Raw genomic sequence first — 20,972 nt, 5'->3', positions numbered from 1 at the left:
CTCCGGATGCTCCGGAGCAACGACGAAAGGACGAACACCATGGCCGTTTGGGGACTCGACGTCGAGCAGGTCCGCCAGCTCTCGAGCAAGCTCAACCAGGAGGCGAGCACGATCCAGCAGGTGCTCTCGACCCTCACGAACCAGCTCGGCAACACGCAGTGGACGGGACCGGACGCGGAGCAGTTCCGCAACGACTGGTCGAGCACGCACGTGGCGGCACTCAACCGCGTCATCAACGCGCTGCAGGACGCTTCGCAGCGCGCCTCGCAGAACGCGTCGGCGCAGGAGAGCGTCTCGAACGGATGACCCGACGGGGGCGGGTTCCGACAGGATCCCGCCCCTCCGGTCGTCCGAGAGCGTCGAGGAGGAGAAGTGATGAGCAGTGGAATGTACGGCGCCGATATGGCGCAGCTGCGCGACCTGGCGCGGCGGCTCCAGTCCGCCAGCGACCAGCTGAACGGCTCGCGCCAGCGCATCGGGAGCGGCATCCGCATCGCCGCCTGGATGGGCCCGGTGGCCGTGCGGTTCCGGATGCTGTGGGACAGCGAGTACAGCCGCCAGGTGCAGAGCGCCTCGGACGCCCTCGAGCGCATCTCGCGGGACGTCCTGAAGCAGGCTGAGCAGCAGGAACGCGCGAGCGCTCGCGACGGCGGTACTCGACTCGGTGGAGGCCGCCCGGACGGGACCACGGTCGGGCAGATCTCGCTGGAGGACTTCTCCGAGGCGATCAGGGCGCTCCTCGGAGTTCACGGACTCGCTTCGGACGGCGCCGCCTATCTCAAGGCCCTGCAGAAGATCGTCGACGCCGGCGGGACCGGGATGAACTCCATCGACGATGTGCTCAAGGAGTTCAAGTCGCTCGGCGGTGTCGCCAGTGCCATCGGATTCCTCTTCAACGGTTGGGACCTCTACTCCGCGGTACGAGACGGGGATACGGGGGGACAGGTGGAAGCGGCTCTGGACACCCTTGCGGGAGTCGCCGGACTCTTCATCCCGGGCGCGGGCCTCGCGTGGGAAGGCGGCAAGCTCATCGGCACCGGCATCTACCAGGGCGTGAACACCTTCTACGACAGCCCAGGAGGTGCCCTCGATCAGGGCGCACGGTTCATGTTCGGTGACAGCGCATCGTTCGACACTCTGACCCCTGAGCAGCACATCCGACTCGCCGAGCGCTACGAGGGCCTCGGCGGCTTCGGTCTGTCGATCGTCGACGGAGTAGCGGGCACGACGAACGACTTCTTCTACTGGATGGGGACGAAGCTGTGAAGACGATCAGCACCTTGTTCTCGGCTGAGCTGCTGTTCCTGGCTCAGGCCGAGGACCGTCGCGAGGTTCTCGCTTCGGCGCTCACGAGCGGGCTCTTCGGCGGCGATCTGCTCTCGGCGGACGCGGTCGCGGATGTGGGAGGGGCGACACTCGCTGCCCGCAGCGCGCTGGGCGCGACGGTGGAGGAGGCGGCGCTGGAGGAGGTGCGATCGGCGCTCCGACGGCTTCCCGAAAGCCCCGATCGGCTCCGGGTCGCCCGGGTGCTGATGAGGAGCGGGGAGCGGACGACCATCCTGGTCTGCCTCTCCTCGCGTGACGCGCCGGGCTGCCTCCTCCTCTTCTCTTTCCGGCCGGACGGCTCCGTCGACGTCGTGCTCCCTGAGCCAGGCGCGGTCATCGCCTGGTCGACGATCTTCAGTCGCGTCGAGGCCCCTGACATCGCCATGCTCGAGCGAGCTGCAGGTGGGAGCGCCGACGCGTTCGGATGGGCGAACGGCGTGGTCGGGCAGCGCCGAGCCGGCCGGCACTGGGAGGAGAAAGGGCGGGACGTCACTTTCGAGGCCTACGCGCAGAATGCGATGTCGCTGCTCGGGGAGACCCGTGCCTGAGCGGACGCGGCTCGCGCTGTCCGGCTCGACGGTCTGACATGGCCGGCCGCTCCGTCTCCGTCGCGGTCACCGCGACCGTCGCCGCGCTCGTCGTCGCCGCCGGCGCATGGGCGGCGCTCGCGACGCCGTGGGGGAGCGGCGTCGTCCGCGACGTCGCCTCCGGAGTCGTGCCCGCGAGCCCCGCCGCCCTCACCGGCGACGAGACGTACCTCGCGTCCGAGCTCGAGGCGCTCGTCGTCGGCGGGAGCGTCCTCGGCGAGCTGACCGGAGTGGACCCCGGCGACGGTGAGCTCGGCGTCGAGCGGGTCACCGACTTCCTCGGTGGAGGGATCGAGCCGGAGAGCTGCCGGGCGATCCTCGACGCCGACGCTCTCCACCCCGCCGGGTACCGCTCGCGCACGGGCGCCGGCTTCGAGAGCGAGCTGCTCCTGCTGCCCAGCGTGACTGCTGCCGCGGACCGCTACGGCGATCTGCTGCGTGCGTCGGGGCGCTGCCACCGCATCGAGGAGCGATCGCAGGACTACGACCTGCTCCGGACGACGACCTGGATCGAGAGCGGGACCGGGTCCGCGCCCTCGGACGGGCCCGACGATGCGGTGCACTGGTTCGCCGGCGTCCGCAGCGACGACGTCGGAGTCACGACGGCCGTGGTCACGGCGACCACGGGGAACGTGCTCCAGGTCTTCCGGCTCGTGCAGTCGCCGGACTCCTCCGGGCTCGGCAAGGCGGTCGCCGAGCGGCTCGCCCGATCCGCGTTGCTGGCTCTGCAGAACCGAGCGGACGGGGCGTCCGCGGTCGGCTACGCCTCCGGCACGCCCGTAACGCCGGACCCCGAGCCGACCGGCCTGTGGGCGCTCTCGCAGGACGGCCTGCCGGAGGCGCCGGCGACGGCGCTCTCGCCCGCCTTCTTCTCCTCCGCTCCTGTGCCGGCGCTCTGCGAGTTCGACGCGGGGACCCTCGTCGACGGCGTCCTGCCGACTCCCGCGGACGAGCCGGGCGGCGTGTACCTGCACGACGAGGGCGTCTCGACGGGGGCGCACCTCGCCGTCCTCGCAGCACCGACCACCGCGGACGCCGCTGGCGTCTCGGTGATCGGCTGCAGCCACGGCGGAGTCAACTGGCCCGACTCACTCGTCTTCTACGCTGCCGACGGACGCGTCCTCGATGCGATCGGACTTCCCGAGATCGTCCCTGGCGGCTATCGCGACCAGGTGCTCGACCTGACTGCCGACGCTGATGGAGGCTTCCGAGTCTCCTGGTACTGGGAGGACCTCGGCGGCTCGCAGCCCACCCGCCCGGTCACCGCGACGATGCGCTGGGACGGCACGCGTCTCGTGATCGCCGACGTGCTGATCGGCGAGCGCTCCACATGACGCCGACGTCTTCTTCTTCGCCACCCGCTCCGACTCCGAGGACGACACGATGACCCCACGCTCCTCCGGCTCCCCGCGCCCCGCAGGCAGCAGGGCCTGGATCCTGCCGACCGCCGCCGGCGCGCTCGTGCTGCTGACGCTCGTGACGGGCGCCGTGCTGACGGTGCCGACGCTCCTCGGTGGCGGCTCCGGCCTGCCCTTCCCCGGCGCTGCGGTGGAGCCCTCGACGAACGCCGCGGTCGACCCGGAGCCGGTCGACGCCGTCCCGAGCGCCGCCGGAATCCCGGCCGCCGACGCCCCCGCCGCGGCCCCGGACCCGGACCCGGGCGGCGTCCCGACGATGCTCATCCTCGACGCCTCCGGCTCGATGGTCCGCGACGTCCCGACGGGCGGCACCCGCATGGACGCCGCCCGGGCCGCCGCGACGACCCTCGTCCAGGGACTCGATCCGGCGAGCGAGCTCGGGCTGACGGTCTTCGGCACCGGCACCGGCAACTCGGACGCCGAGCGGGCGGCCGGCTGCTCCGACGTGACCGTCCTCCAGCCGGTCCAGCCCGTCGACACCGTCGGCTTCACGGCGGCGATCGCCGGCATCGTCGAGTCGGGCTTCACCCCGATCGGCCCGGCGCTGCGCTCGGCGGCGGAGCAGCTGCCCACCGACGAGCCGGCGACGATCGTCCTCGTCAGCGACGGCGTCGACACCTGCTCGCCGCCGTCCTCCTGCGAGGTCGCGGGCGAGGTGCTGAAGGCGCATCCGCTGCTCTCGATCGAGGTCATCGGCTTCGCGGTCGACGCCGACGAGCAGGCGCAGTCGCAGCTGCAGTGCATCGCGACCCTCGGCTCCGGCAGCTACGTCGACGCGGCCGACGCTGACCAGCTCGCAGCACGGCTGCGGGCGGCGACCGCGACCGGCGACCTCGTGACGGCCGAGGGCTACGGCAGGGCCCGCCTCGGGATGACCCTCGAGCAGGCGCGCTTCGCGCTCGACGGCTTCTCGGTGACGAGCGAGACCGTCGAGGTCGTCCTGGTCGAGTGCTCCTTCGCGACGCTCGAGTTCCGCGGTGGCGTGCTCACCGCCATCACCCCGAGGACCGGAGCATCGACCGCGGACGGGGTCGCGGTCGGCGCCGATGTCGCCGCCGCGCAGGCGATCTACGGCGCTCCGTCCGCGCCGGTCGCCGTCGACGACGGCTGGTCGGCCGACTTCGCCGCCGCCCCGGGCAGCGCGAGCGGCTACCGGATCGTCTACGACGGCTCCAGCGGCGGAGCGGTCGCGGGGACGATCCGCCGCATCGTCGTCTGCACCTGCGGACCCGACGCCTCGGCGGCCAGCCTCACGACGTCGCTCGTCTCGTCCTGGGAGGTGACGCTCGACGCCGTGGGGCCGATCGGGCTCGGCGAGTCGTTCGACGACGTGGAGGTCGACGTGCCGCTCGTCAGCGAGGGGCTGCCCGAGTACTGCACGTGGGCCCGGTACATCGACACCGGGAGCGACGCCGTCTCCGTGGACGTCGTGGCCCGGGCGGACAGCGACGAGCACCGGGTCCTGATGGTCGTGGTCCAGGGCTCGTCGGCCTTCGCGCCGGCCCCGCGGAGCTGGCGCGACATCGGCTTCGGCTCGTCCCTCGCGGAGCTGCTGGCCGCGCACCCCGATACGGCGGTGATGCGCGACGAGATGTACGGCGACTACGCCGTGGTCAGCGGGGCGTCCGGCAGCTCGCTCTTCTTCCACCTCGAGCGGGACTACGTGGACGGCATCACCCTCGCCGAGGGCTCGGTCCCGCCCTACGAGTGGTGCGCGTGAGTCGCGCGGCGGTCCGCCTCGGCTGAGGTCGAGGGGGAGCGGGGGCTCAGGAAGCCGCCTTCTCCTCCTCCGCTTCGGCCGTCGAGGCCGCCTTCTTCGCGGCGGGCTTCTTCTTCGGGGTGATCTTCTCCGGAGCGGCCTTCTCGTCGTCGGTCTTCGCGGCGCTCTTCTTCGCCGGCGGCTTCTTGGCGGCGGTCTTCCTCGGCGCCGAGTCCTCGTCGGCCGAGGCGTCCTCGTCGGCCTTCTTCCTCGTCGTCCGCTTCTTCGCCGGCGCCTTCTCCTCGGGGTCCGCCTTCGCCCCCGCCTTCGCCCCGCGGCTGCGCTCGACCGAGCGCTTCAGCGCCTCCATCAGGTCGAGCACCTCGCCGCCGCCCTCCTCCTCGGGCTTCTCGCCGAAGGTCGCGGAGGTGTCGAGGGCGTCGCCCTGCTCGATCTTCGCGTCGATGAGGGTGCGCAGCTCGGCCTGGTAGGAGTCCTGGAACTTCGACGCGTCGAAGTCCTCCGAGTAGGAGTCGACCAGGTGCGCCGACATCTCGAGCTCGCGCGCCGCGATCCGAGTGGTGCCCTCCAGCGACGGGAACTCGACCTCCCGCACCTCGTCCGCCCAGAGCAGGGTCTGCAGCATCAGGAGCTTGCCGCGCACGCGCAGCGCGGCGAGGCGGGTCTTCTGCCGCAGCGCGAACTCGACGATCGCGGTGCGGTCCGTCTGCTCGAGGGTGCGGCGCAGCAGGACGTAGGCCTTGGGGGAGGAGGAGTCGGGCTCCAGGATGTAGGCGCGGTCGAACATGATCGGGTCGACCTGCTCGCTGGGCACGAACTGCACGACGTCGATCTCGCGGTCGCGCTCCTCCGGCAGCGCCTTGAGCTCGTCCTTGGACAGGACCACGGTGCGCTCGCCGTCGTCGTAGGCCTTGTCGATGTGGTCGAAGGTGACGACCTCGCCGCAGATCTCGCACTTGCGCTGATACCGGATCCGTCCGCCGTCCTTGTCGTGGACCTGGTGCAGCGGGATGTCGTGGTCCTCGGTCGCGCTGTAGATCTTCACCGGCACGTTGACCAGGCCGAAGGTGATCGCGCCCTTCCAGATGGCTCGCATGCGCCCAGTGAACACCGTGTCCCCCGGCCGCCGGAAGCCCTGTCGGACGTGAGGGAGCCCCCGACCGTCGAAGGGACCCGCCGCAGCTCGACGGTCCGGGGTCCCCTCAGGGCGGAACGACGGAGCCGCCCGGTCGTCGCGGAGCGACGGCCGGACGGCTCCGGGGCGGTGGCGGCTAGCCGCGCTCGGCGCTCCGGCGGCGCAGCGCGGCGAGCAGGAGCCCGCCGACGCCGCCGGCGATCAGCAGTCCGCCGAGGCCCAGCGGCAGGCCGACGTCGGCTCCCGTCGAGGCCAGGGGCGGGCGGCCGCCGGGGTGCGGCGCCACGGCGGTCGGCGTGCTGCTCGGGGTGGGAGCGGCCGTCGGCGCGGTGGTGGGCGCGGTCGTCGGGGCGACGGTCGGCTGCGCGGTCGGAGCGACGGTCGGCTCGGCGGTCGGGGCCACGGTGGGCTCCGGCGTCGGGGTCGGCGTGGTCGGGTCCTTCTCGGCGTCGATCGCGGAGGTGTCCGCGGCGAACGAGGCGGTCACGAAGGCGATGGCCTTCGACGTGATGCCGAGCGCCTCCTGGTTGATGTTGTCGATGTCGTCGGCGGCGGAGTGGTAGTTCGGGTCGTGCGTGATGCCGGCGGTGCCGCCGAACAGCGCGACCTCCTCCTCCGTCTTGACGTCGTCAGCGCCGGTGAAGACGCCCGAGGACGGGATGCCGACCGAGATGAAGCCGTCGTAGTCGCTGCGGCCGTCGAACGCGGTGTCGATCCAGGGCTGGTCGATCGAGTCGAAGTAGTCGGTGAACGCCTTCTCGGTCGCGATCGAGCCGGCGGGCACGTCCACGGGGGCCTCGTAGGTGGACTGGTCCGCGTCGTAGACGGAGATCACGTAGTTCGGCGAGGCGACCATGTCGAAGTTCATGTAGGTCGCGATCTTCGAGGCGTCCTCCTCCGTCAGGGAGTCGACGTAGGTGTAGGAGCCGACCAGGCCCACCTCCTCGGCGCCCCACCAGGCGAAGCGGACCGCGTTGGTCGTGTCGCCCGCGGCGGCCAGCTGCACGGCCGTCTCGAGCAGCGTCGCGGATCCGGAGCCGTTGTCGTTGATGCCGGGGCCGGCGGGCACGCTGTCGAGGTGCGCGCCGAGCATGACCACGTTGTCGTGGTCGCCGCCCGGCGTCTCCGTGACGATGTTGAAGGTCTCCACCTCGGTCGTCGTCTGGTCGATGAGGACCGAGACGCTCGCGGGGAGCGACGCCAGCAGCGCCTGCCCCTCGGCCTGCGTGACGCCGACGCCGGGGACGGCGGCCGCGTCCTGTCCGCCGAACGTCCCGTTGAGGGCGTCGCTCGGCGCGTTGTCGTAGATGATGATCGCGGCGGCGCCGGCGGCACCGGCGGCGACCGACTTCTCGAGGAAGCTGCAGGAGCCGCGGCTGACGAGCGCGATCTTCCCGGTGGCGTCGAGGCCGGTCCAGGCGTCCGTGGTGCAGCCGAGCGGATCGACGGGGGCGATGAGCTCGCCGGTCACGCCGCCCTCGGGCGTCGACGGAGTGAACTCCATCGGCGTGCCGACGGCGCCGGTGCCGGTGGTCAGCGTGAACGCGTCGATCGTCTGCGTCGCGGTGGTGAAGTCCTGGCGCTGCGTCGTGTAGCCGGCGTCCGCGAGGACCTCCTCGACGTACGCGCCGCTCAGCTCGTAGCCCGGAGTGCCGATCGCGCGGGTGCCGCCGTTGGCGTCCGCGATCGACTGGAGCGCCTCCAGGTGGGTCATGATGCCGTCGACGGTGACGGTGTCGGCGAAGTCGACCGGCTCGACGGCGCTCGCCGTCGGCGCGAAGGCGAAGCCGGCGACGAGGGCGCCCGCTCCGATCATCGCGCTCGAGCCGATCAGCGAGCGGCGTCGGCGGCCACTCGGGGTGTTCGTGGTGGTTCGCGCCACTGGGGCTCCCTCTCCTCGAGAACGGGCCGCCGCGTCGGCGGCCCCGACGCGGGCCTCCCGAGACTGGGAGGGGATCGCGTCCTCTGCGAGGGTATTCACAGGAAACGGTGCGGCCCAGTCCCCCCTGCCAGATTTCATCCGGACGAAACACGGACCGGCCGGCGGGCCGGTCAGGCCGTCGCCGGGCTCTCGGCCCACTCGCGGAGCATCGCGAGCGTCTCCTCCGGACGGTCGCGGTGGGGGCTGTGACCTGCGCCCGCCACGACCGCGTACCGGATGCGCGGATTCGCGCGCAGCACCAGGGCGGCGAGGGAGGGAGGGAGCAGCGTCTCGACCTGCGGGTCGCCGGCCAGCACGAGGACCGGCGGGCGGAGGCCCGGCAGGTCCGCCAGCAGGTCCCACGGGTCGTTGTCGTCGATCGTCGCGGCGACCGCGGCCGGATCGGCGGCCCGCACCGCGGCGAGCTTCTCGGCCCGGTCCCGCTCGTCCCAGAGCGGCTGCGCGACAGCGAGCTCCTCGGCCGAGACCGCGAGACCGGCGAGCTCGCCCGCGCGGACGGCGGCCCGCTGCTCCGGGGCGAGCCGGAGCACCGGGTCCAGCAGCGCCAGGCGCCCCGCCCAGCCGGACTCGCGGGCGGCGGCGCGCACCGCGACCGCTCCGCCGAGCGAGTGCCCGACGACGAGGTCGAACGGTCCCCGCGCGAGGGCGTCGTCGGCGTAGGCGTCGTGGCGGGCGGAGCCGCCGCGCGGCCCGTCGCCGTGTCCGCGCAGGTCGGGAGCGGAGACGCTCCAGCCCGCCGCGGTCAGCTCGCGGCTCAGCCGCCACCAGGTGCGGCCCGAGCCGCCCAGGCCGTGCAGGAGCAGGACCCTGCCCGCCGTCATCGCCGGAGCCTCAGTCGAAGCGCGGGTCGCGGCCGGTGCGCTCACCGGTCGCGAGCCCGGCGATCGCGGCGAGGTCCTCGTCGTCCAGGGCGAAGCCGAAGACGTCCAGGTTCTCGCGGATCCGCTCCGGCGTCACCGACTTCGGGATCACGACGACGCCGAGCTGCACGTGCCAGCGCAGCACCGCCTGCGCCGGCGAGACGCCGTGCTTCGCGGCGACGCGGGCCAGGGCCGGCTCGTCGAGGAGGCGCCCGCGGGCCAGCGGCGACCACGCCTCGGTGACGATCCCGTGGGCGGCGTCGAAGGTGCGCAGCTCCTCCTGGGGCAGCCGCGGGTGCAGCTCGACCTGGTTGATCGCCGGCACCACTCCCGTCTCGTCGAGCAGGCGCTGCACGTGCTCCTCGGCGAAATTCGAGACGCCGATCGAGCGGGCCCGCCCCTCGCTCTGCAGGCGCTCGAGGGCGCGGTAGGTGTCGACGTAGCGGTCGCGCGAGGGGATCGGCCAGTGCACGAGGTAGAGGTCGACGTAGTCGGTGCCGAGCAGCTCGAGGCTCCGGTCGAAGGCGGCGAGCGTCTCGTCGAAGCCGTGGTCGTCGTTCCAGACCTTGGTCGTCACGAAGACCTGCTCGCGGGGGAGGCCGCTCGCGCGGATCCCCTCGCCGACTCCGCGCTCGTTGCCGTAGAGGGTGGCGGTGTCGACGTGCCGGTAGCCGGCCTCCAGGGCGACGGCGACCGTGCGGGCCGCCTCCCCGTCGCCGATCTTGTAGACGCCGAGCCCGAGCTGGGGGATCGCGCGGCCGTCGTTGAGGGGGATCAGGGGGACGCTCATGCCTCCCATGCTGGCACGCGCCTCAGACGCTCCAGTCGAGCTCGCCGTGCGGTCCCACGTGCACGTCGTCCTCGATCAGCGCCGCGAGACCGGCCACCCCGAAGAGGAGGCGCCGCTCGGCGCGCTCCGCGTCACTGCGCTCGTCGATGCCGCGCGCGGCGAAGTGCACGTCGTGGCCCGCCTGCAGGCCCTCGACGCCGAGCCGGCCGCGGAGCGCGCGCACGGGGCGCCGGCCGATGCCGAGTCCGCGCCAGAGGGAGCCCGTCTCGAGGACCACCGCCGTCTCGGAGGCGACGACCCCGTGCTGCTCGCGGTGCGCGGTGAGCTGCCACCCGTAGCCGAGGTGGTGCAGGCGGGTCGAGTGCGGGCCGCGCCAGGCGTGAGAGGACTCCTCGCGGCGGAAGTAGACGGGACTCGGGCGGAAGGACCCCTGCCAGAGCGCGGCGGCGAGCTCCGTGCACCACTCCGGGGTCTCCGGATCGGACCAGGGGTCGAGGAGGTCGGTCCGGGCGGCGGCGCGCCGGTGCTCGCGCACCAGCTCCTCCGCGTCCTCCCGCAGTCCCATGCCGTCCCCTCGTCGTCGTGGGCCTTCACCCTAGGGTGTCCGACAGGCGCCGGACAACCGGGGTGGCGGCCTAGGAGGGCAGCGTGACCGGCTCGGTGTCGGGCAGCGGGCTGGCGTCGCGCCCGCGGAGATCCGGGTGGTACCGGCGGCCGAGCAGGGGCACCAGGAAGCCGACCAGGGCGAAGGCAGCGGCGACGACGATGGCGGCGGTCGGCCCGGCCTGGTCGATCTGCACGCCGGCGATCGCGGAGCCCAGCGCCGCGCCGATCAGCTGACCGGTGCCGACCCAGCCGTAGGCCTCCGCCGTGTCCGAGAAGCGCACGCTCGAGGCGGTGATCGCGAACAGCGCCGCGAGAGCGGGGGCGATGCCGATGCCGGCGAGGAACAGCGTGACGCACAGCCACCAGAAGTCGGTCGAGACCGCCGCCAGGCCCATGCCGACCGTGACGATCAGCATCCGCCGCGCGGTCGCCCACCGGCTGATCGGGATGTGGCCGAGGGCGAGGCCGCCGACCAGGGAGCCCGCCGCGAACACGGCGAGCACGACACCCGACTCGACTCCGCCCTCGCCGAACACCGCGACCACGCCCGCCTCGACCGCCGAGCAGGCGCCGATCAGGAGGAAGCCGACGACCGTGGCCAGCAGCACCGGGGGCTTCGTGAGCACCACGCCGAGGCGGCGCTTCGAGCGCGGGATGCGGACGCGGCCCACCTCGGGCGAGGCGATGAACCAGATCCCGCCGCCGATCAGGAACGCGGCGGCGGTCAGGATGCCCGCGACCGTCGACACCTGGATCGACACGAGCGTCGCCAGCACCGGGCCGAGCACCCAGATGATCTCCTGCGCGGAGGCGTCGAGCGAGAAGAGCGGGGTCAGCTGCGAGCTGGTGACCATCTTGGGGTAGATGGTCCGCACGGCCGGCTGCACCGGCGGCATGCTCAGGCCGGCGACGAACCCGATCACGACGAACTGCCACACCTCGAGCGGGAGCACGGCCATCGCGATGATCGCGCCCGCGCAGACCACGAGGGTGATCGTCAGCACGCGGCGCATCCCGAGCCGCCCCATCAGGCGGCTGGTCAGCGGCCCGGCGATGGCCTGCCCGATCGACATCGAGCCGAGCACCAGGCCGGCGGCGGCGTAGGAGTGGTGCACCCGCTCCACGTGCAGGAGGAACGCCAGCGAGAGCATCCCGAACGGGAAGCGCGCGGTCAGCTGCGCGAGGATGATGCGCCCCACCCCGGGGGTCTTCAGGAGATCGGTGTAGCTGCCCACCGGACGACACTAGCGCTCCGGAGGGGACTGCGGTTCGTCGAGGGAGACCGCTGCCCGAGGGTCCCTCGACGGGTCGCGGTTCCCTCGGCGGAGGGGCGCGTCAGCCGGCCAGCACCTTGCGGATCCGCTGCAGCGACACGCTCTCGGCGGTGCCGAGCGACTGCGCGAAGAAGCTCACCCGCAGCTCCTCGATCATCCAGCGGGCGCGCGCGATCCGCTCCGGGGCGTGCGCGGGCAGCGGCACGACGCCGCCTGCCGAGCGGTAGAGCTCCTGGGCCGCCTGCACCTCGTTCAGCCAGACGCGGTCGCGCCCGACGTTCTCGGCGATCTTGCCGAAGCGCTCGGTGATCCCGCCGAGGTAGCGCGGGAGATGCCGCAGTTGCTCCACTCCGGTCGCCGAGACGAAGCCCGGGTAGACCAGGCCCGAGAGCTGCTCCCGGGCATCCGTGAGAGCGGGCAGGAGCGCCATGCTCGTCGAGGCCTTGAGCGCCTTCTCGACGCCCCGGGCGGTGGTGAGGATCGTCGTGACCGTCTTCACGGTCTCGAACATCGCGTCCATGACGCTCGCCGAGACCCGGTCGCGCACGGCGTCGAACTCGGCGCGGAGGAAGAGCATCCCGTCGGGCTTCATCCGCCAGAGGACCGCGTCGACGCAGGCGAGCAGGCAGTCGGTGAAGAGCGCGGTCGTGTTCTGGTACGGGCTCTGCGCGAGCACGAGCTTCTCGTTCGAGGTGAGGTGCTGCTGCACGTAGGCGACGGGGCTCGGCGTCGCGAGCAGGAGGAGGCGGCGCACGCCGCGCGGGTGCTCGCGCGCCTGGTCCTCGGCCGTGGCGAGCAGGCGGATCGAGACCGAGTCGCCGTCGTCGATCAGGGCGGGGTAGGCGCGGATGGTGTTCCCGCCCTGCCGGGTGTCGGTGACGCGGGGCAGCTCCGGCATGTCCCAGGTCTTCAGGCCCCGGCGCTCGAGCGCGTCGGGGACCCGGGCCTCGACCACGCGGGCGACCTCGTCGCGGACCCGACCGCGCAGGCGCTCGGCCAGCGGGGCGAGCTCCTTGCCGGCGGCGACCGTGCGCCCCCGCTCGTCGGCGACGGCGAAGGTGACCCGCAGGTGCGAGGGGATGCGCTCGAGGTCGAAGTCCTCGGGCTGCACCACCACGCCGGCCTCGCGGCGGATCGCTCCGGCCAGGGTCGCCGCGAACGACTCCGTCGGCGGGTTCGGCACGTCGTGCGGCAGGGACGCGGTGAGCTTGCGCGCCCAGTCGTTCGCGGGCACCACGTTCCGGCGCAGGTGCTTGGGCAGCGCCTTGATCATCGCGGTGACCAGCTCGGCCCGGAGTCCCGGCACCAGCCAGTCGAAGCCGAGGGGCGTCACGCGGGGCAGGAGCGCGAGCGGCACGTGCACCGTTACTCCGTCCTCCTCCGTCCCCGGCTCGAACCGGTACGAGAGGCGGAAGCGCTGGTCGGCCTGGCGCCACTGCGTGGGGAACGCGGTCTCGTCGATCTGCTCCGCGTCCTCGGGGAGGAGCGTCTCCTGCGTCATCGTCAGCAGGTCGGGCTCGTCGTGCTGGGTCGTCCGCCACCAGGAGTCGAACGAGCGCACCGAGGTGATGTCGCGCGGGAGTCGGCGGTCGTAGAAGTCGAACACGGCCTCGTCGTCGACGAGCAGGTCGCGGCGGCGCGTGCGCTCCTCCAGCCGCTCGAGCTCGGCCCGCAGGGCCCGGTTCTTGCGGTCGAAGGCGTGGCGCGACTCCCACTCGCCCTCGACGAGGGCGTGACGGATGAACAGCTCGCGGGCGTACGAGGCGTCGATCCGCGAGAACTGCACGCGGCGGCGGGCGATGATCGGCACGCCGTAGAGCGTGACCTTCTCGTAGGCGACGGCCGCGCCCTGCGCCTTCTCCCAGTGCGGCTCGCTGAACTGCCGCTTGACGAGGTCGCCCGCGATCGCCTCGGCCCAGGCCGGATCGATCGCGGCGTTCGAGCGGGCGAAGAGGCGGCTGGTCTCGACCAGCTCGGCGCTCATCACCGCGTCGGGGAGCTTCTTCGCCAGGGCGCTGCCGGGGAAGATCGAGAACTTCGCGTTGCGGGCGCCGATGTACTGCACGTTCTGGCGCTCGCGGCTCTTCGCCGCGCGCTGCGCCTGCTGCGAGGTGGTGTCCTTGATGCCCAGGTGCGAGAGCAGGCCGGCCAGGAGGCTCCGGTGGATCCCGTCGGGGTCGACCTTCGGCTCGCCCAGCTCGAGCTTGAGGGGGCGCGCGAGCTGGCGCAGCTGGCGGAACACGTCCTGCCACTCGCGCACGCGCAGGTAGTTGAGGTACTCGGACTTGCACAGGCGCCGGAAGGCGCTCGAGGAGAGCTCCTCCTGCTTCTCCTCCACGTAGTTCCAGAGGTTCAGCAGGGTGAGGAAGTCGCTGGTGGGATCGACGAAGCGCGCGTGCTGCTGGTCGGCCTGCGCGCGGCGCTCGAGAGGGCGCTCGCGGACGTCCTGGATCGTGAGGCCCGCGACGATCGCCATCACCTCGCGGCTGACGCCGTGGCGGCGCGACTCGATCACCATCCGGCCGAAGCGCGGATCGATGGGGAGCCGCGCGAGGTCGCGCCCGATGCGCGTGAGCTGCGGTGCGGCCTCCGCCCCCTTGCGCGGGACGCCGCTCGAGTGCGCGCTCGGCGGCGTGCCGCGCACCGGAGCGGCGTCTCGCGGCGCGGCGGAGGCGGAGCCGGGGACGCGGAGGGCGCCGAGCTCCGTGAGCAGGTCGAGGCCGTCCTTGATGCCGCGGGAGTCGGGCGGAGTGAGGAACGGGAACGAGGCGATGTCGCCCAGTCCGAGCGAGATCATCTGCAGGATGACCGCGGCCAGGCCCGTGCGCAGGATCTCGGGATCGGTGTACTCGGGGCGGCGGAGGTAGTCCTCCTCGGAGTAGAGGCGGATCGCGATGCCCGCGCTGGTGCGGCCCGAGCGGCCGGAGCGCTGGTTCGCGGAGGCCTGCGACACCGCCTCGATCGGCAGCCGCTGCACCTTCGAGCGCGCGCTGTAGCGCGAGATGCGGGCCGTGCCGCCGTCGATCACGTAGCGGATCCCGGGGACGGTGAGGCTCGTCTCCGCCACGTTGGTCGCGAGCACGACGCGGCGGCGGACGCCGGGGGTGCGCCCCTTCTCGAAGACGCGGTGCTGATCGGCCGCCGACAAGCGCCCGTAGAGGGGGAGCACCTCGGTGCCCGGCAGGTTCCGACCGCGGATGGCGTCCTCGGCGTCGCGGATCTCGTTCTCGCCCGAGAGGAACACCAGGACGTCGCCCGGATCCTCGCGCGCCAGCTCGGCCAGGGCGTCGGCGATGCCGGTCATCAGGTCGCGGCTGCCGCTCGTCGCGTCGGGGACGTCGGTGTCGTCGTCCTCCTCCGGCTCCTCGGCGACCAGCGGGCGGTAGCGGATCTCGACCGGGTAGGTGCGGCCGGAGACCTCGATGATCGGCGCGGGCTCGCCGGCGGCGTCGGCGAAGTGGGCCGCGAAGCTCTGCGGGTCGATCGTCGCCGAGGTGATGATCACCTTCAGGTCGGGGCGCTGCGGCAGCAGGCGGTGCAGGTAGCCCAGGAGGAAGTCGATGTTGAGGCTGCGCTCGTGCGCCTCGTCGATGATGATCGTGTCGTACCGGCTGAGCATCCGGTCGTGGTTCATCTCGTTGAGCAGGATGCCGTCGGTCATCAGCTTGATCCGCGTCGAGGCGGACGCCTTGTCGGTGAACCGGACCTGGTAGCCGACCAGCCCGCCGACCTCGTCGTCGAGCTCCTCCGCGATGCGCTCGGCGATGGTGCGCGCGGCGATGCGCCGGGGCTGCGTGTGCGCGATGCTCTCGCGGCCGAGCTCCAGGCAGATCTTCGGCAGCTGGGTCGTCTTGCCCGATCCGGTCGCGCCGGCGACGATGACCACCTGGTGGTCGCGGATCGCGGCGGCGATGTCCTCGCGCCGCGCCGACACGGGGAGTTCGGGCGGGTAGCGGATGCTGAGCACGTCTGACATGAGCCCTCCATCCTACGCCGCGTGCGACAATGCCCTGTCTCGTGAAACATCGCGGGCCACCCTGCCCGGTCGGGCGCTCCGGCGCCGGTCGACCGCGGCGCACGATCCCGTGGAGCACCCCGATGAATCCGCAGTCCCTGCTGGTCGTGCTGAACATCGTGCTGCTGCTCTTCGCAATCCGGGGCGTGCTGTCGAACCCGAGGCTCTCGAAGGTCGCGAAGGTCTCCTGGGTGGCGTTCATCGTGATCGCGCCGTTCATCGGCAGCCTCGCCTACCTGGCGGTGGGCCGTCGCGGCGGGAGCGGCGGAAGCGGCACGGTCGTGCGCGGCACGGAGCGGCCGTCGGGCTGGTTCTTCGAGCGCTGAGCGGTCGGGTGGCCCTACGGCGGGGGAGACCCGCGGACGTCGGCGCCCCGCGGACCTCCTGACCCTCCGTCCCGCGGCAACCCCCTGACCGCAGGCTCCGCCCGCGTCTAGCGTGGAGCGCATGGCCGATCGTCTGCGCTCCAGTGTCAGCCCCTACCTCCGCTCGCACGCGGACAATCCGGTCGACTGGTTCCCCTGGGGCGAGGAGGCGTTCGCCGAGGCGGTGCGCCGCGACGTCCCGGTGATGGTGTCGATCGGCTACTCCACCTGCCACTGGTGCCACGTGATGGCGCGGGAGTCGTTCTCGGATCCGGTGCTCGCCGCTCGGATGAACGCGGACTTCGTCGCGGTGAAGGTCGACCGCGAGGAGCACCCGGACGTCGACACGGCCTACCTGACGGCCGCGAGCGCGTTCACCCGGCAGCTCGGCTGGCCGCTGACGGCCTTCGCCACCCCCGCCGGCGAGACCTTCTTCGCCGGCACCTACTTCCCGCCGCGCGCCGTCGGTGGCGTGCCCGCCTTCTCCGACGTCCTCGACGCGGTCTCGGAGGCGTGGCGGCTGCGGCGCGACGAGGTGCAGGCGACGGCGGGCGGCCTCGCCGCGGCCCTGCGCGAGGCGACCGCGGCGCTGCCCGCCGATGCCGCACTGCCCGGCGACGCCGAGCTCGACGGCGCCGTCCGCGCACTCGCGGACGAGGAGGACCGGGTGCACGGCGGCTTCGGCGGCGCCCCGAAGTTCCCGGTGGCCCCCGTGCTCGGGTTCCTGGCCTCGCGGCCCTCGGGAGCGGCGCTCGCCGAGCGCACGCTGCTCGCGCTGGCCGCGTCCCCTCTCCGCGACCGCGACGGGGGCTTCTTCCGCTACGCGACGCAGGCCGACTGGAGCGATCCGCACTACGAGCGGATGCTGTACGACAACGCGCAGCTGCTGGACGTCGCGGCCGTCCTGCTCGGGCACGACGGCGCCCGGGTGGAGGAGCTGACCGGGATCGCGGAGGGCGTCGCCGCGTTCCTCCTGACCACTCTCGAGCGGCCGGGCGGCGGCTTCGCGTCGGCGCAGGACTCGGAGAGCATCGTCGACGGTCAGCGCTCGGAGGGCGGCTACTACCTCGCCGAGGACCGGTCCCGCCTCGCGCCACCCGCTCTCGACGAGAAGGTCGTCACCGGCTGGAACGGCCTGGCGATCCGCGCGCTCGCCCGCGCCGGACGCGTGCTCGGACGGGAGGAGTGGATCGACGCCGCCCGGCGCGCGGCGGACGCGGTGCTGCAGCGGCACCTCGTCGACGGCTGCGTCGCGGTGCGCGCCTCCCTCGACGGTGCCGTCTCCGCGGCCCGCCCGGCGCTGGAGGACCTCGGGATGCTGGCCGGCGGGCTCCTCGAGCTCGCCCTGGCGGAGGGCCGCCCGCGCTACGCGGTCGCGGCGCGCACCCTGATCGACGGCGCGCTCGACGCGGCCGACGGCCCGCTGCCGTTCGCGCTGCCCGGGGGAGGGGACCCGGCGCTGACCGCGCGGGGACTCCTGCTCGCGGCCGACCCCTCCGAGGGCGCCTACCCCTCGGGCCTGTCGGCGACGGCGGACGCGGCGCACGAGCTGTACCTGCTCACCGGATCGCAGCGCTACCGGGAGGCGGCCGAGGCGGTCGTCGCCTCGATCGCTCCGGGCGCGATCCGGCAGCCGATGGGCTTCGGCGCCGTGCTCGGGCTCGCCTCGCGGCTGGCTCGCCCGGTGCGGCAGCTGGTCGTCGTGGGCCCCGGAGCGGCGGAGGCGGTGCAGGGCGCGCGGTCCGCCGGGATCGGCGTGCTGGTCGGCGTCTCCGACCAGGGCGCCCGGGACTGGGCGGACGCGGGCTTCGAGCTGTTCGAGGGGCGGATCTCGCGGGAGGGGCTGCCGACCGCCTACTCCTGCGAGGCCTTCGTCTGCGCCCTGCCGACGACCCGCCTCCCGGAGGAGCTGCTCACGCGGCCGTGACCACCAGCGGCGCCTCGGGGTCGGCGGCCCACTCGTTGAGCGAGCCGTCGTAGACGACCGCCGTGTCGACTCCGAGCACCGCCAGTGCGAGCGCATCGGCCGTCGCGGCGATCCCGCCGCCGCAGTAGAGGACGATTCGCTCGGCCTGGAGAGCGTCTCCGAACAGAGACCGCAGCCGCTCCGGCGGCAGGAGCGTGTTGTCGGCCCGGTCGACGAGCCGCCCGGCGGGGACGCTCCGCGAGCCCGGCAGGTGTCCGAGGCGGGGTCGGCGCCCCTCCTCCCCGGTGAACTCCTTCGGCGGGACCGCGCAGACCAGCGCCCCGGGAGCCTCGCCGCGCACGACGCTCTCGACGCCGGCCTTGTCGATCCAGAGCGGCCGCTCCTCGCGCACGCTGATGCCGCCGCTCACGGCGGGCTCGACGTGCCCCGTCTCGATCGGGCGCTCCTCCCGCCGCCAGGCCGGGAGCCCGCCGTCGAGCACCGCGACGGCGTCGTGCCCGGCCGAGCGCAGCAGCCACCACAGGCGCGAGGCCCACTGGCCGACCGCGGAGTCGTACACGACGACCACCGAGTCGTCGTCGATGCCGAGCGCGGCCGTCGCGGCGGCGAAGCGCTCCGGGTCGAGCCGGGTGAAGGGCAGGGGAGCCGCCGGATCGGACAGCTGCTCGAGCAGGTCGCCGAACACGGCGCCGGGGACATGCCCCTCGAGGAGGTACTGCTCGTCGCCGCTCAGGTAGCCGGGCCGCCCGTCGAAGCCGGGCACGAGCAGCACGCTGGCGTCGACGACGACGAGGTGCTCGCGGCCGAGCTGGTCGGCGAGCCACTGGGTCGAGACGATCGGCCGGGCGAGGTACGGGACGGAGGAGGTGCTCACCCGCCCCACGCTAGGCGCGACCGCCGACATGTGCGCCCCCGTGCGTCACGCACGGTCACGGACGCCACGGGCGCTCAGCACTCGATGACGTTGACCGCGAGGCCGCCCTCGCTCGTCTCCTTGTACTTCGACGACATGTCGATGCCGGTCTGGCGCATCGTCTCGATGACCGCGTCGAGCGAGACGCGGTGGTCGCCGTCGCCGTGCAGCGCGAGGCGGGCTGCGCTCACCGCGGTGGAGGAGGCGATCGCGTTCCGCTCGATGCACGGGATCTGCACGAGGCCGCCGACCGGGTCGCAGGTCAGTCCGAGGTGGTGCTCCATCGCGATCTCGGCCGCGTTCTCGACCTGGCGCGGAGTGCCGCCGAGCACCGCGCAGAGCGCTCCGGCGGCCATCGCGCAGGCCGAGCCGACCTCGCCCTGGCAGCCCGCCTCCGCACCGGAGATCGAGGCGTTCGTCTTGCAGAGCGAGCCGATCGCGGTGGCGGTGAGGAGGAAGCGGCGCAGCCCCGCGCGGTCGGCGCCCGGGACGAAGCGGAGGTAGTAGTGCCCGACGGCGGGGATGATGCCCGCCGCTCCGTTCGTCGGAGCCGTCACGACGCGCCCGCCCGCGGCGTTCTCCTCGTTCACCGCGAGGGCGAAGGCGTGGAGCCACTCCACCGAGGTCGCGCGGGCGCGGTCGAGAGGGTCCTCCTCGAAGGCCTCGAGGCGCTCGCGCAGCACCGAGGCGCGGCGGCGGACGCCCAGGCCGCCCGGCAGCACGCCGTCGGTCGCCAGGCCGTGCTCGACGCAGGCGGCCATGGCGTCCCAGATCGCGTCGAGGCGGGCGTCGATGTCGACCCCGGGGTGCAGAGCGCGCTCGTTCGCGGCGGCGATCTCGGCGATGCCGGAGCGGGTCCGGTCGCAGGTCGCCAGCAGGTCGAGCCCGGAGACGAAGGGGTAGGGGTGCGGGGCCAGCGCAGCCAGCTCGGCGCGCTCGCCCGCGCGCCGGATGAAGCCGCCGCCGATCGAGTAGTAGGTCTCCTCCCACACCGGCAGCGGGTCGTCTCCGACCCAGACGCTGAAGGTGAGGGCGTTCGGGTGCTCCGGCAGCCTCGTGCGCGGCTCGAAGACGACGTCGTCGCGCGTCATCGCGAGGCGCTGCTCGCCGGCCAGGAGGATCGTCCCCTCCGCGTCGAGGCGCTGCCAGGCCCCGCGCACCAGCGCCGGGTCGCACGTCTCGGGGTCCAGGCCGGCGAGACCGGCGACCACCGCGTCGGGGGTGCCGTGGCCGATCCCGGTGGAGCCGAGCGAGCCGTAGAGGGTGCAGCCCACCCGGCTCAAGCGGCCGAGGAGCCCGGCGTCGCGGATCCGCTCGGCGAGGGCGAGGGCGGCGCGCATCGGTCCGACGGTGTGCGAGCTGGACGGGCCGATCCCCACGCTGAACAGGTCGAGGACGGAGACGTAGGCGCTCATCCACCGAGACTACGCCGGGGCCGGCGGAGTGCGCCGCCCGAGCCGCGCCCGCGACGAAGAGCCACGGAGATCCGGCGTCGACGAGGGTCGGCGGCGGATCAGCGCAGCGTCTTGCGCGCCGAGATCTGGCCGGTGTCGAAGCCGAGCAGGTGCAGGCCGCCGTGGAAGCGGGCGTGCTCGACCTTGATGCAGCGGTCCATCACGACGGTCAGGCCCTTCGACTCGCCGTACTCGGCCGCCTCCTGGTTCCAGATCCCCAGCTGCACCCAGACCGTGGGCGCGCCGACGGCGAGGACGTCGTCGATCACGGCGGGGATGTCGCTCGCCTTGCGGAACACGTCCACGATGTCGGGCACGACCGGGAGCTCGGCGAGGCTGCGGTAGACCGGCTGCCCCAGGATCTCGGTGGCGTTCGGGTTCACGAAGTAGAGCTCGTAGTCGCTCGACTGCTGCAGGTAGGTGGCGACGAAGTAGGAGGAGCGGGCCGGGTTCGGCGAGGCGCCGACGATCGCCACGGTCCTCGCGCGGCGGAGGATGTCGAGTCGCCTGCGGGCGTCGGGGCCCACCCAGGTGCGCTGCGAGCGCAGCATCCTCGCCAGCGGCGAGTTCGCCGGGACCGAGCAGCTCAGCCCGTTGGACAGCTGGACGACCGTGTCGGCGGTGTCGGTGGTGCTCATGC

Annotated in this window: 17 protein-coding genes; 7 read left to right on the top strand and 10 right to left on the bottom strand. The window is 73.1% G+C overall.

Features of this window, described 5'->3' with window-relative positions; genetic code table 11:
- The first annotated feature begins 39 nt into the window (after window positions 1-39).
- The 5 genes from C5C35_RS07540 (at window position 40) to C5C35_RS07520 (ending at window position 5,051) form a co-directional block, all read left to right on the top strand.
- Window positions 40-306, top strand: a complete 267-nt coding sequence (locus C5C35_RS07540) for a WXG100 family type VII secretion target (RefSeq protein WP_104222293.1) — start codon at window positions 40-42, stop codon at window positions 304-306.
- 69 nt (window positions 307-375) lie between these two features.
- On the top strand, window positions 376-1,266 hold the full coding sequence (locus tag C5C35_RS07535; protein WP_146084577.1) for a WXG100 family type VII secretion target: 891 nt from the start codon (window positions 376-378) through the stop codon (window positions 1,264-1,266).
- Window positions 1,263-1,874 carry a hypothetical protein gene (locus C5C35_RS07530; protein WP_104222297.1) on the top strand — a complete coding sequence of 204 codons (612 nt, stop codon included), beginning with the start codon at window positions 1,263-1,265 and terminating at the stop codon, window positions 1,872-1,874. The genes C5C35_RS07535 and C5C35_RS07530 overlap by 4 nt, the downstream gene beginning before the upstream one ends.
- A gap of 38 nt (window positions 1,875-1,912) precedes the next feature.
- Window positions 1,913-3,247: a hypothetical protein gene (locus tag C5C35_RS07525; RefSeq protein WP_104222299.1), complete on the top strand. Its 1,335-nt coding sequence runs from the start codon at window positions 1,913-1,915 to the stop codon at window positions 3,245-3,247.
- Window positions 3,248-3,296: 49 nt separating this feature from the next.
- Window positions 3,297-5,051, top strand: coding sequence for a VWA domain-containing protein (locus tag C5C35_RS07520; RefSeq protein ID WP_104222301.1), 1,755 nt, complete (start codon window positions 3,297-3,299; stop codon window positions 5,049-5,051).
- 46 nt (window positions 5,052-5,097) lie between these two features.
- Here the strand turns inward: C5C35_RS07520 and C5C35_RS07515 are convergent, their stop codons facing one another.
- The 7 genes from C5C35_RS07515 to hrpA form a co-directional block, all read right to left on the bottom strand.
- Window positions 5,098-6,147, bottom strand: coding sequence for a Ku protein (locus C5C35_RS07515; protein WP_104262866.1), 1,050 nt, complete (start codon window positions 6,145-6,147; stop codon window positions 5,098-5,100).
- 175 nt (window positions 6,148-6,322) lie between these two features.
- Window positions 6,323-8,068, bottom strand: coding sequence for a M28 family peptidase (locus C5C35_RS07510; RefSeq protein ID WP_104262865.1), 1,746 nt, complete (start codon window positions 8,066-8,068; stop codon window positions 6,323-6,325).
- A 170-nt stretch (window positions 8,069-8,238) separates the two neighbouring features.
- A complete protein-coding gene (locus C5C35_RS07505; RefSeq protein ID WP_146084575.1) occupies window positions 8,239-8,949 on the bottom strand; it encodes an alpha/beta fold hydrolase in 711 nt (236 codons plus the stop codon).
- 10 nt (window positions 8,950-8,959) lie between these two features.
- Entirely contained in the window at window positions 8,960-9,778 is an 819-nt protein-coding gene (locus C5C35_RS07500) for an aldo/keto reductase (protein WP_104262863.1), read from the bottom strand.
- Window positions 9,779-9,800: 22 nt separating this feature from the next.
- Window positions 9,801-10,343: a hypothetical protein gene (locus C5C35_RS07495; RefSeq protein ID WP_104233702.1), complete on the bottom strand. Its 543-nt coding sequence runs from the start codon at window positions 10,341-10,343 to the stop codon at window positions 9,801-9,803.
- 70 nt (window positions 10,344-10,413) lie between these two features.
- Complete coding sequence (locus C5C35_RS07490; RefSeq protein WP_104222308.1) at window positions 10,414-11,619, bottom strand: MFS transporter; 1,206 nt, start codon at window positions 11,617-11,619, stop codon at window positions 10,414-10,416.
- Between the two features lie 100 nt (window positions 11,620-11,719).
- A complete protein-coding gene (gene hrpA / locus C5C35_RS07485; protein ID WP_104262862.1) occupies window positions 11,720-15,634 on the bottom strand; it encodes an ATP-dependent RNA helicase HrpA in 3,915 nt (1,304 codons plus the stop codon).
- 122 nt (window positions 15,635-15,756) lie between these two features.
- Here hrpA and C5C35_RS07480 point away from each other — a divergent pair, with 122 nt between their 5' ends.
- Together C5C35_RS07480 and C5C35_RS07475 are read left to right on the top strand one after the other, a co-directional pair.
- Window positions 15,757-15,999 (top strand): PLDc N-terminal domain-containing protein, encoded by a 243-nt coding sequence (locus C5C35_RS07480; RefSeq protein WP_159939582.1) that lies wholly within the window; start codon window positions 15,757-15,759, stop codon window positions 15,997-15,999.
- A gap of 121 nt (window positions 16,000-16,120) precedes the next feature.
- The gene (locus tag C5C35_RS07475; RefSeq protein ID WP_104262861.1) at window positions 16,121-17,965 is read left to right on the top strand and encodes a thioredoxin domain-containing protein; all 1,845 of its coding nucleotides are present in this window, start codon (window positions 16,121-16,123) and stop codon (window positions 17,963-17,965) included.
- Here the strand turns inward: C5C35_RS07475 and C5C35_RS07470 are convergent.
- From C5C35_RS07470 to C5C35_RS07460, 3 genes are all read right to left on the bottom strand, one after another.
- The gene (locus tag C5C35_RS07470; protein ID WP_181133801.1) at window positions 17,952-18,839 is read right to left on the bottom strand and encodes a sulfurtransferase; all 888 of its coding nucleotides are present in this window, start codon (window positions 18,837-18,839) and stop codon (window positions 17,952-17,954) included. The genes C5C35_RS07475 and C5C35_RS07470 overlap by 14 nt on opposite strands.
- A 74-nt stretch (window positions 18,840-18,913) precedes the next feature.
- The gene (locus C5C35_RS07465) at window positions 18,914-20,293 is read right to left on the bottom strand and encodes an L-serine ammonia-lyase (RefSeq protein WP_104262859.1); all 1,380 of its coding nucleotides are present in this window, start codon (window positions 20,291-20,293) and stop codon (window positions 18,914-18,916) included.
- Window positions 20,294-20,391: 98 nt separating this feature from the next.
- Window positions 20,392-20,970, bottom strand: coding sequence for a CoA-binding protein (locus C5C35_RS07460; protein ID WP_104222320.1), 579 nt, complete (start codon window positions 20,968-20,970; stop codon window positions 20,392-20,394).
- Window positions 20,971-20,972: the final 2 nt, after the last annotated feature.

Source organism: Rathayibacter sp. AY1F8 (genome assembly GCF_002932165.1).
GTDB lineage: Bacteria > Actinomycetota > Actinomycetes > Actinomycetales > Microbacteriaceae > Rathayibacter.
This window is presented reverse-complemented; position numbering and strand designations above follow the sequence as displayed.

Bases quoted from the DNA above. Each gene is read 5' to 3' on its own strand.
- C5C35_RS07495 (WP_104233702.1), bottom strand. From the start codon at position 10,343: ATGGGACTGCGGGAGGACGCGGAGGAGCTGGTGCGCGAGCACCGGCGC.
- C5C35_RS07500 (WP_104262863.1), bottom strand. From the start codon at position 9,778: ATGAGCGTCCCCCTGATCCCCCTCAACGACGGCCGCGCGATCCCCCAG.
- C5C35_RS07515 (WP_104262866.1), bottom strand. From the start codon at position 6,147: ATGCGAGCCATCTGGAAGGGCGCGATCACCTTCGGCCTGGTCAACGTG.
- C5C35_RS07465 (WP_104262859.1), bottom strand. From the start codon at position 20,293: ATGAGCGCCTACGTCTCCGTCCTCGACCTGTTCAGCGTGGGGATCGGC.
- C5C35_RS07475 (WP_104262861.1), top strand. From the start codon at position 16,121: ATGGCCGATCGTCTGCGCTCCAGTGTCAGCCCCTACCTCCGCTCGCAC.
- C5C35_RS07540 (WP_104222293.1), top strand. From the start codon at position 40: ATGGCCGTTTGGGGACTCGACGTCGAGCAGGTCCGCCAGCTCTCGAGC.
- C5C35_RS07460 (WP_104222320.1), bottom strand. From the start codon at position 20,970: ATGAGCACCACCGACACCGCCGACACGGTCGTCCAGCTGTCCAACGGG.
- C5C35_RS07480 (WP_159939582.1), top strand. From the start codon at position 15,757: ATGAATCCGCAGTCCCTGCTGGTCGTGCTGAACATCGTGCTGCTGCTC.
- C5C35_RS07535 (WP_146084577.1), top strand. From the start codon at position 376: ATGAGCAGTGGAATGTACGGCGCCGATATGGCGCAGCTGCGCGACCTG.
- hrpA (WP_104262862.1), bottom strand. From the start codon at position 15,634: ATGTCAGACGTGCTCAGCATCCGCTACCCGCCCGAACTCCCCGTGTCG.
- C5C35_RS07505 (WP_146084575.1), bottom strand. From the start codon at position 8,949: ATGACGGCGGGCAGGGTCCTGCTCCTGCACGGCCTGGGCGGCTCGGGC.
- C5C35_RS07525 (WP_104222299.1), top strand. From the start codon at position 1,913: ATGGCCGGCCGCTCCGTCTCCGTCGCGGTCACCGCGACCGTCGCCGCG.
- C5C35_RS07520 (WP_104222301.1), top strand. From the start codon at position 3,297: ATGACCCCACGCTCCTCCGGCTCCCCGCGCCCCGCAGGCAGCAGGGCC.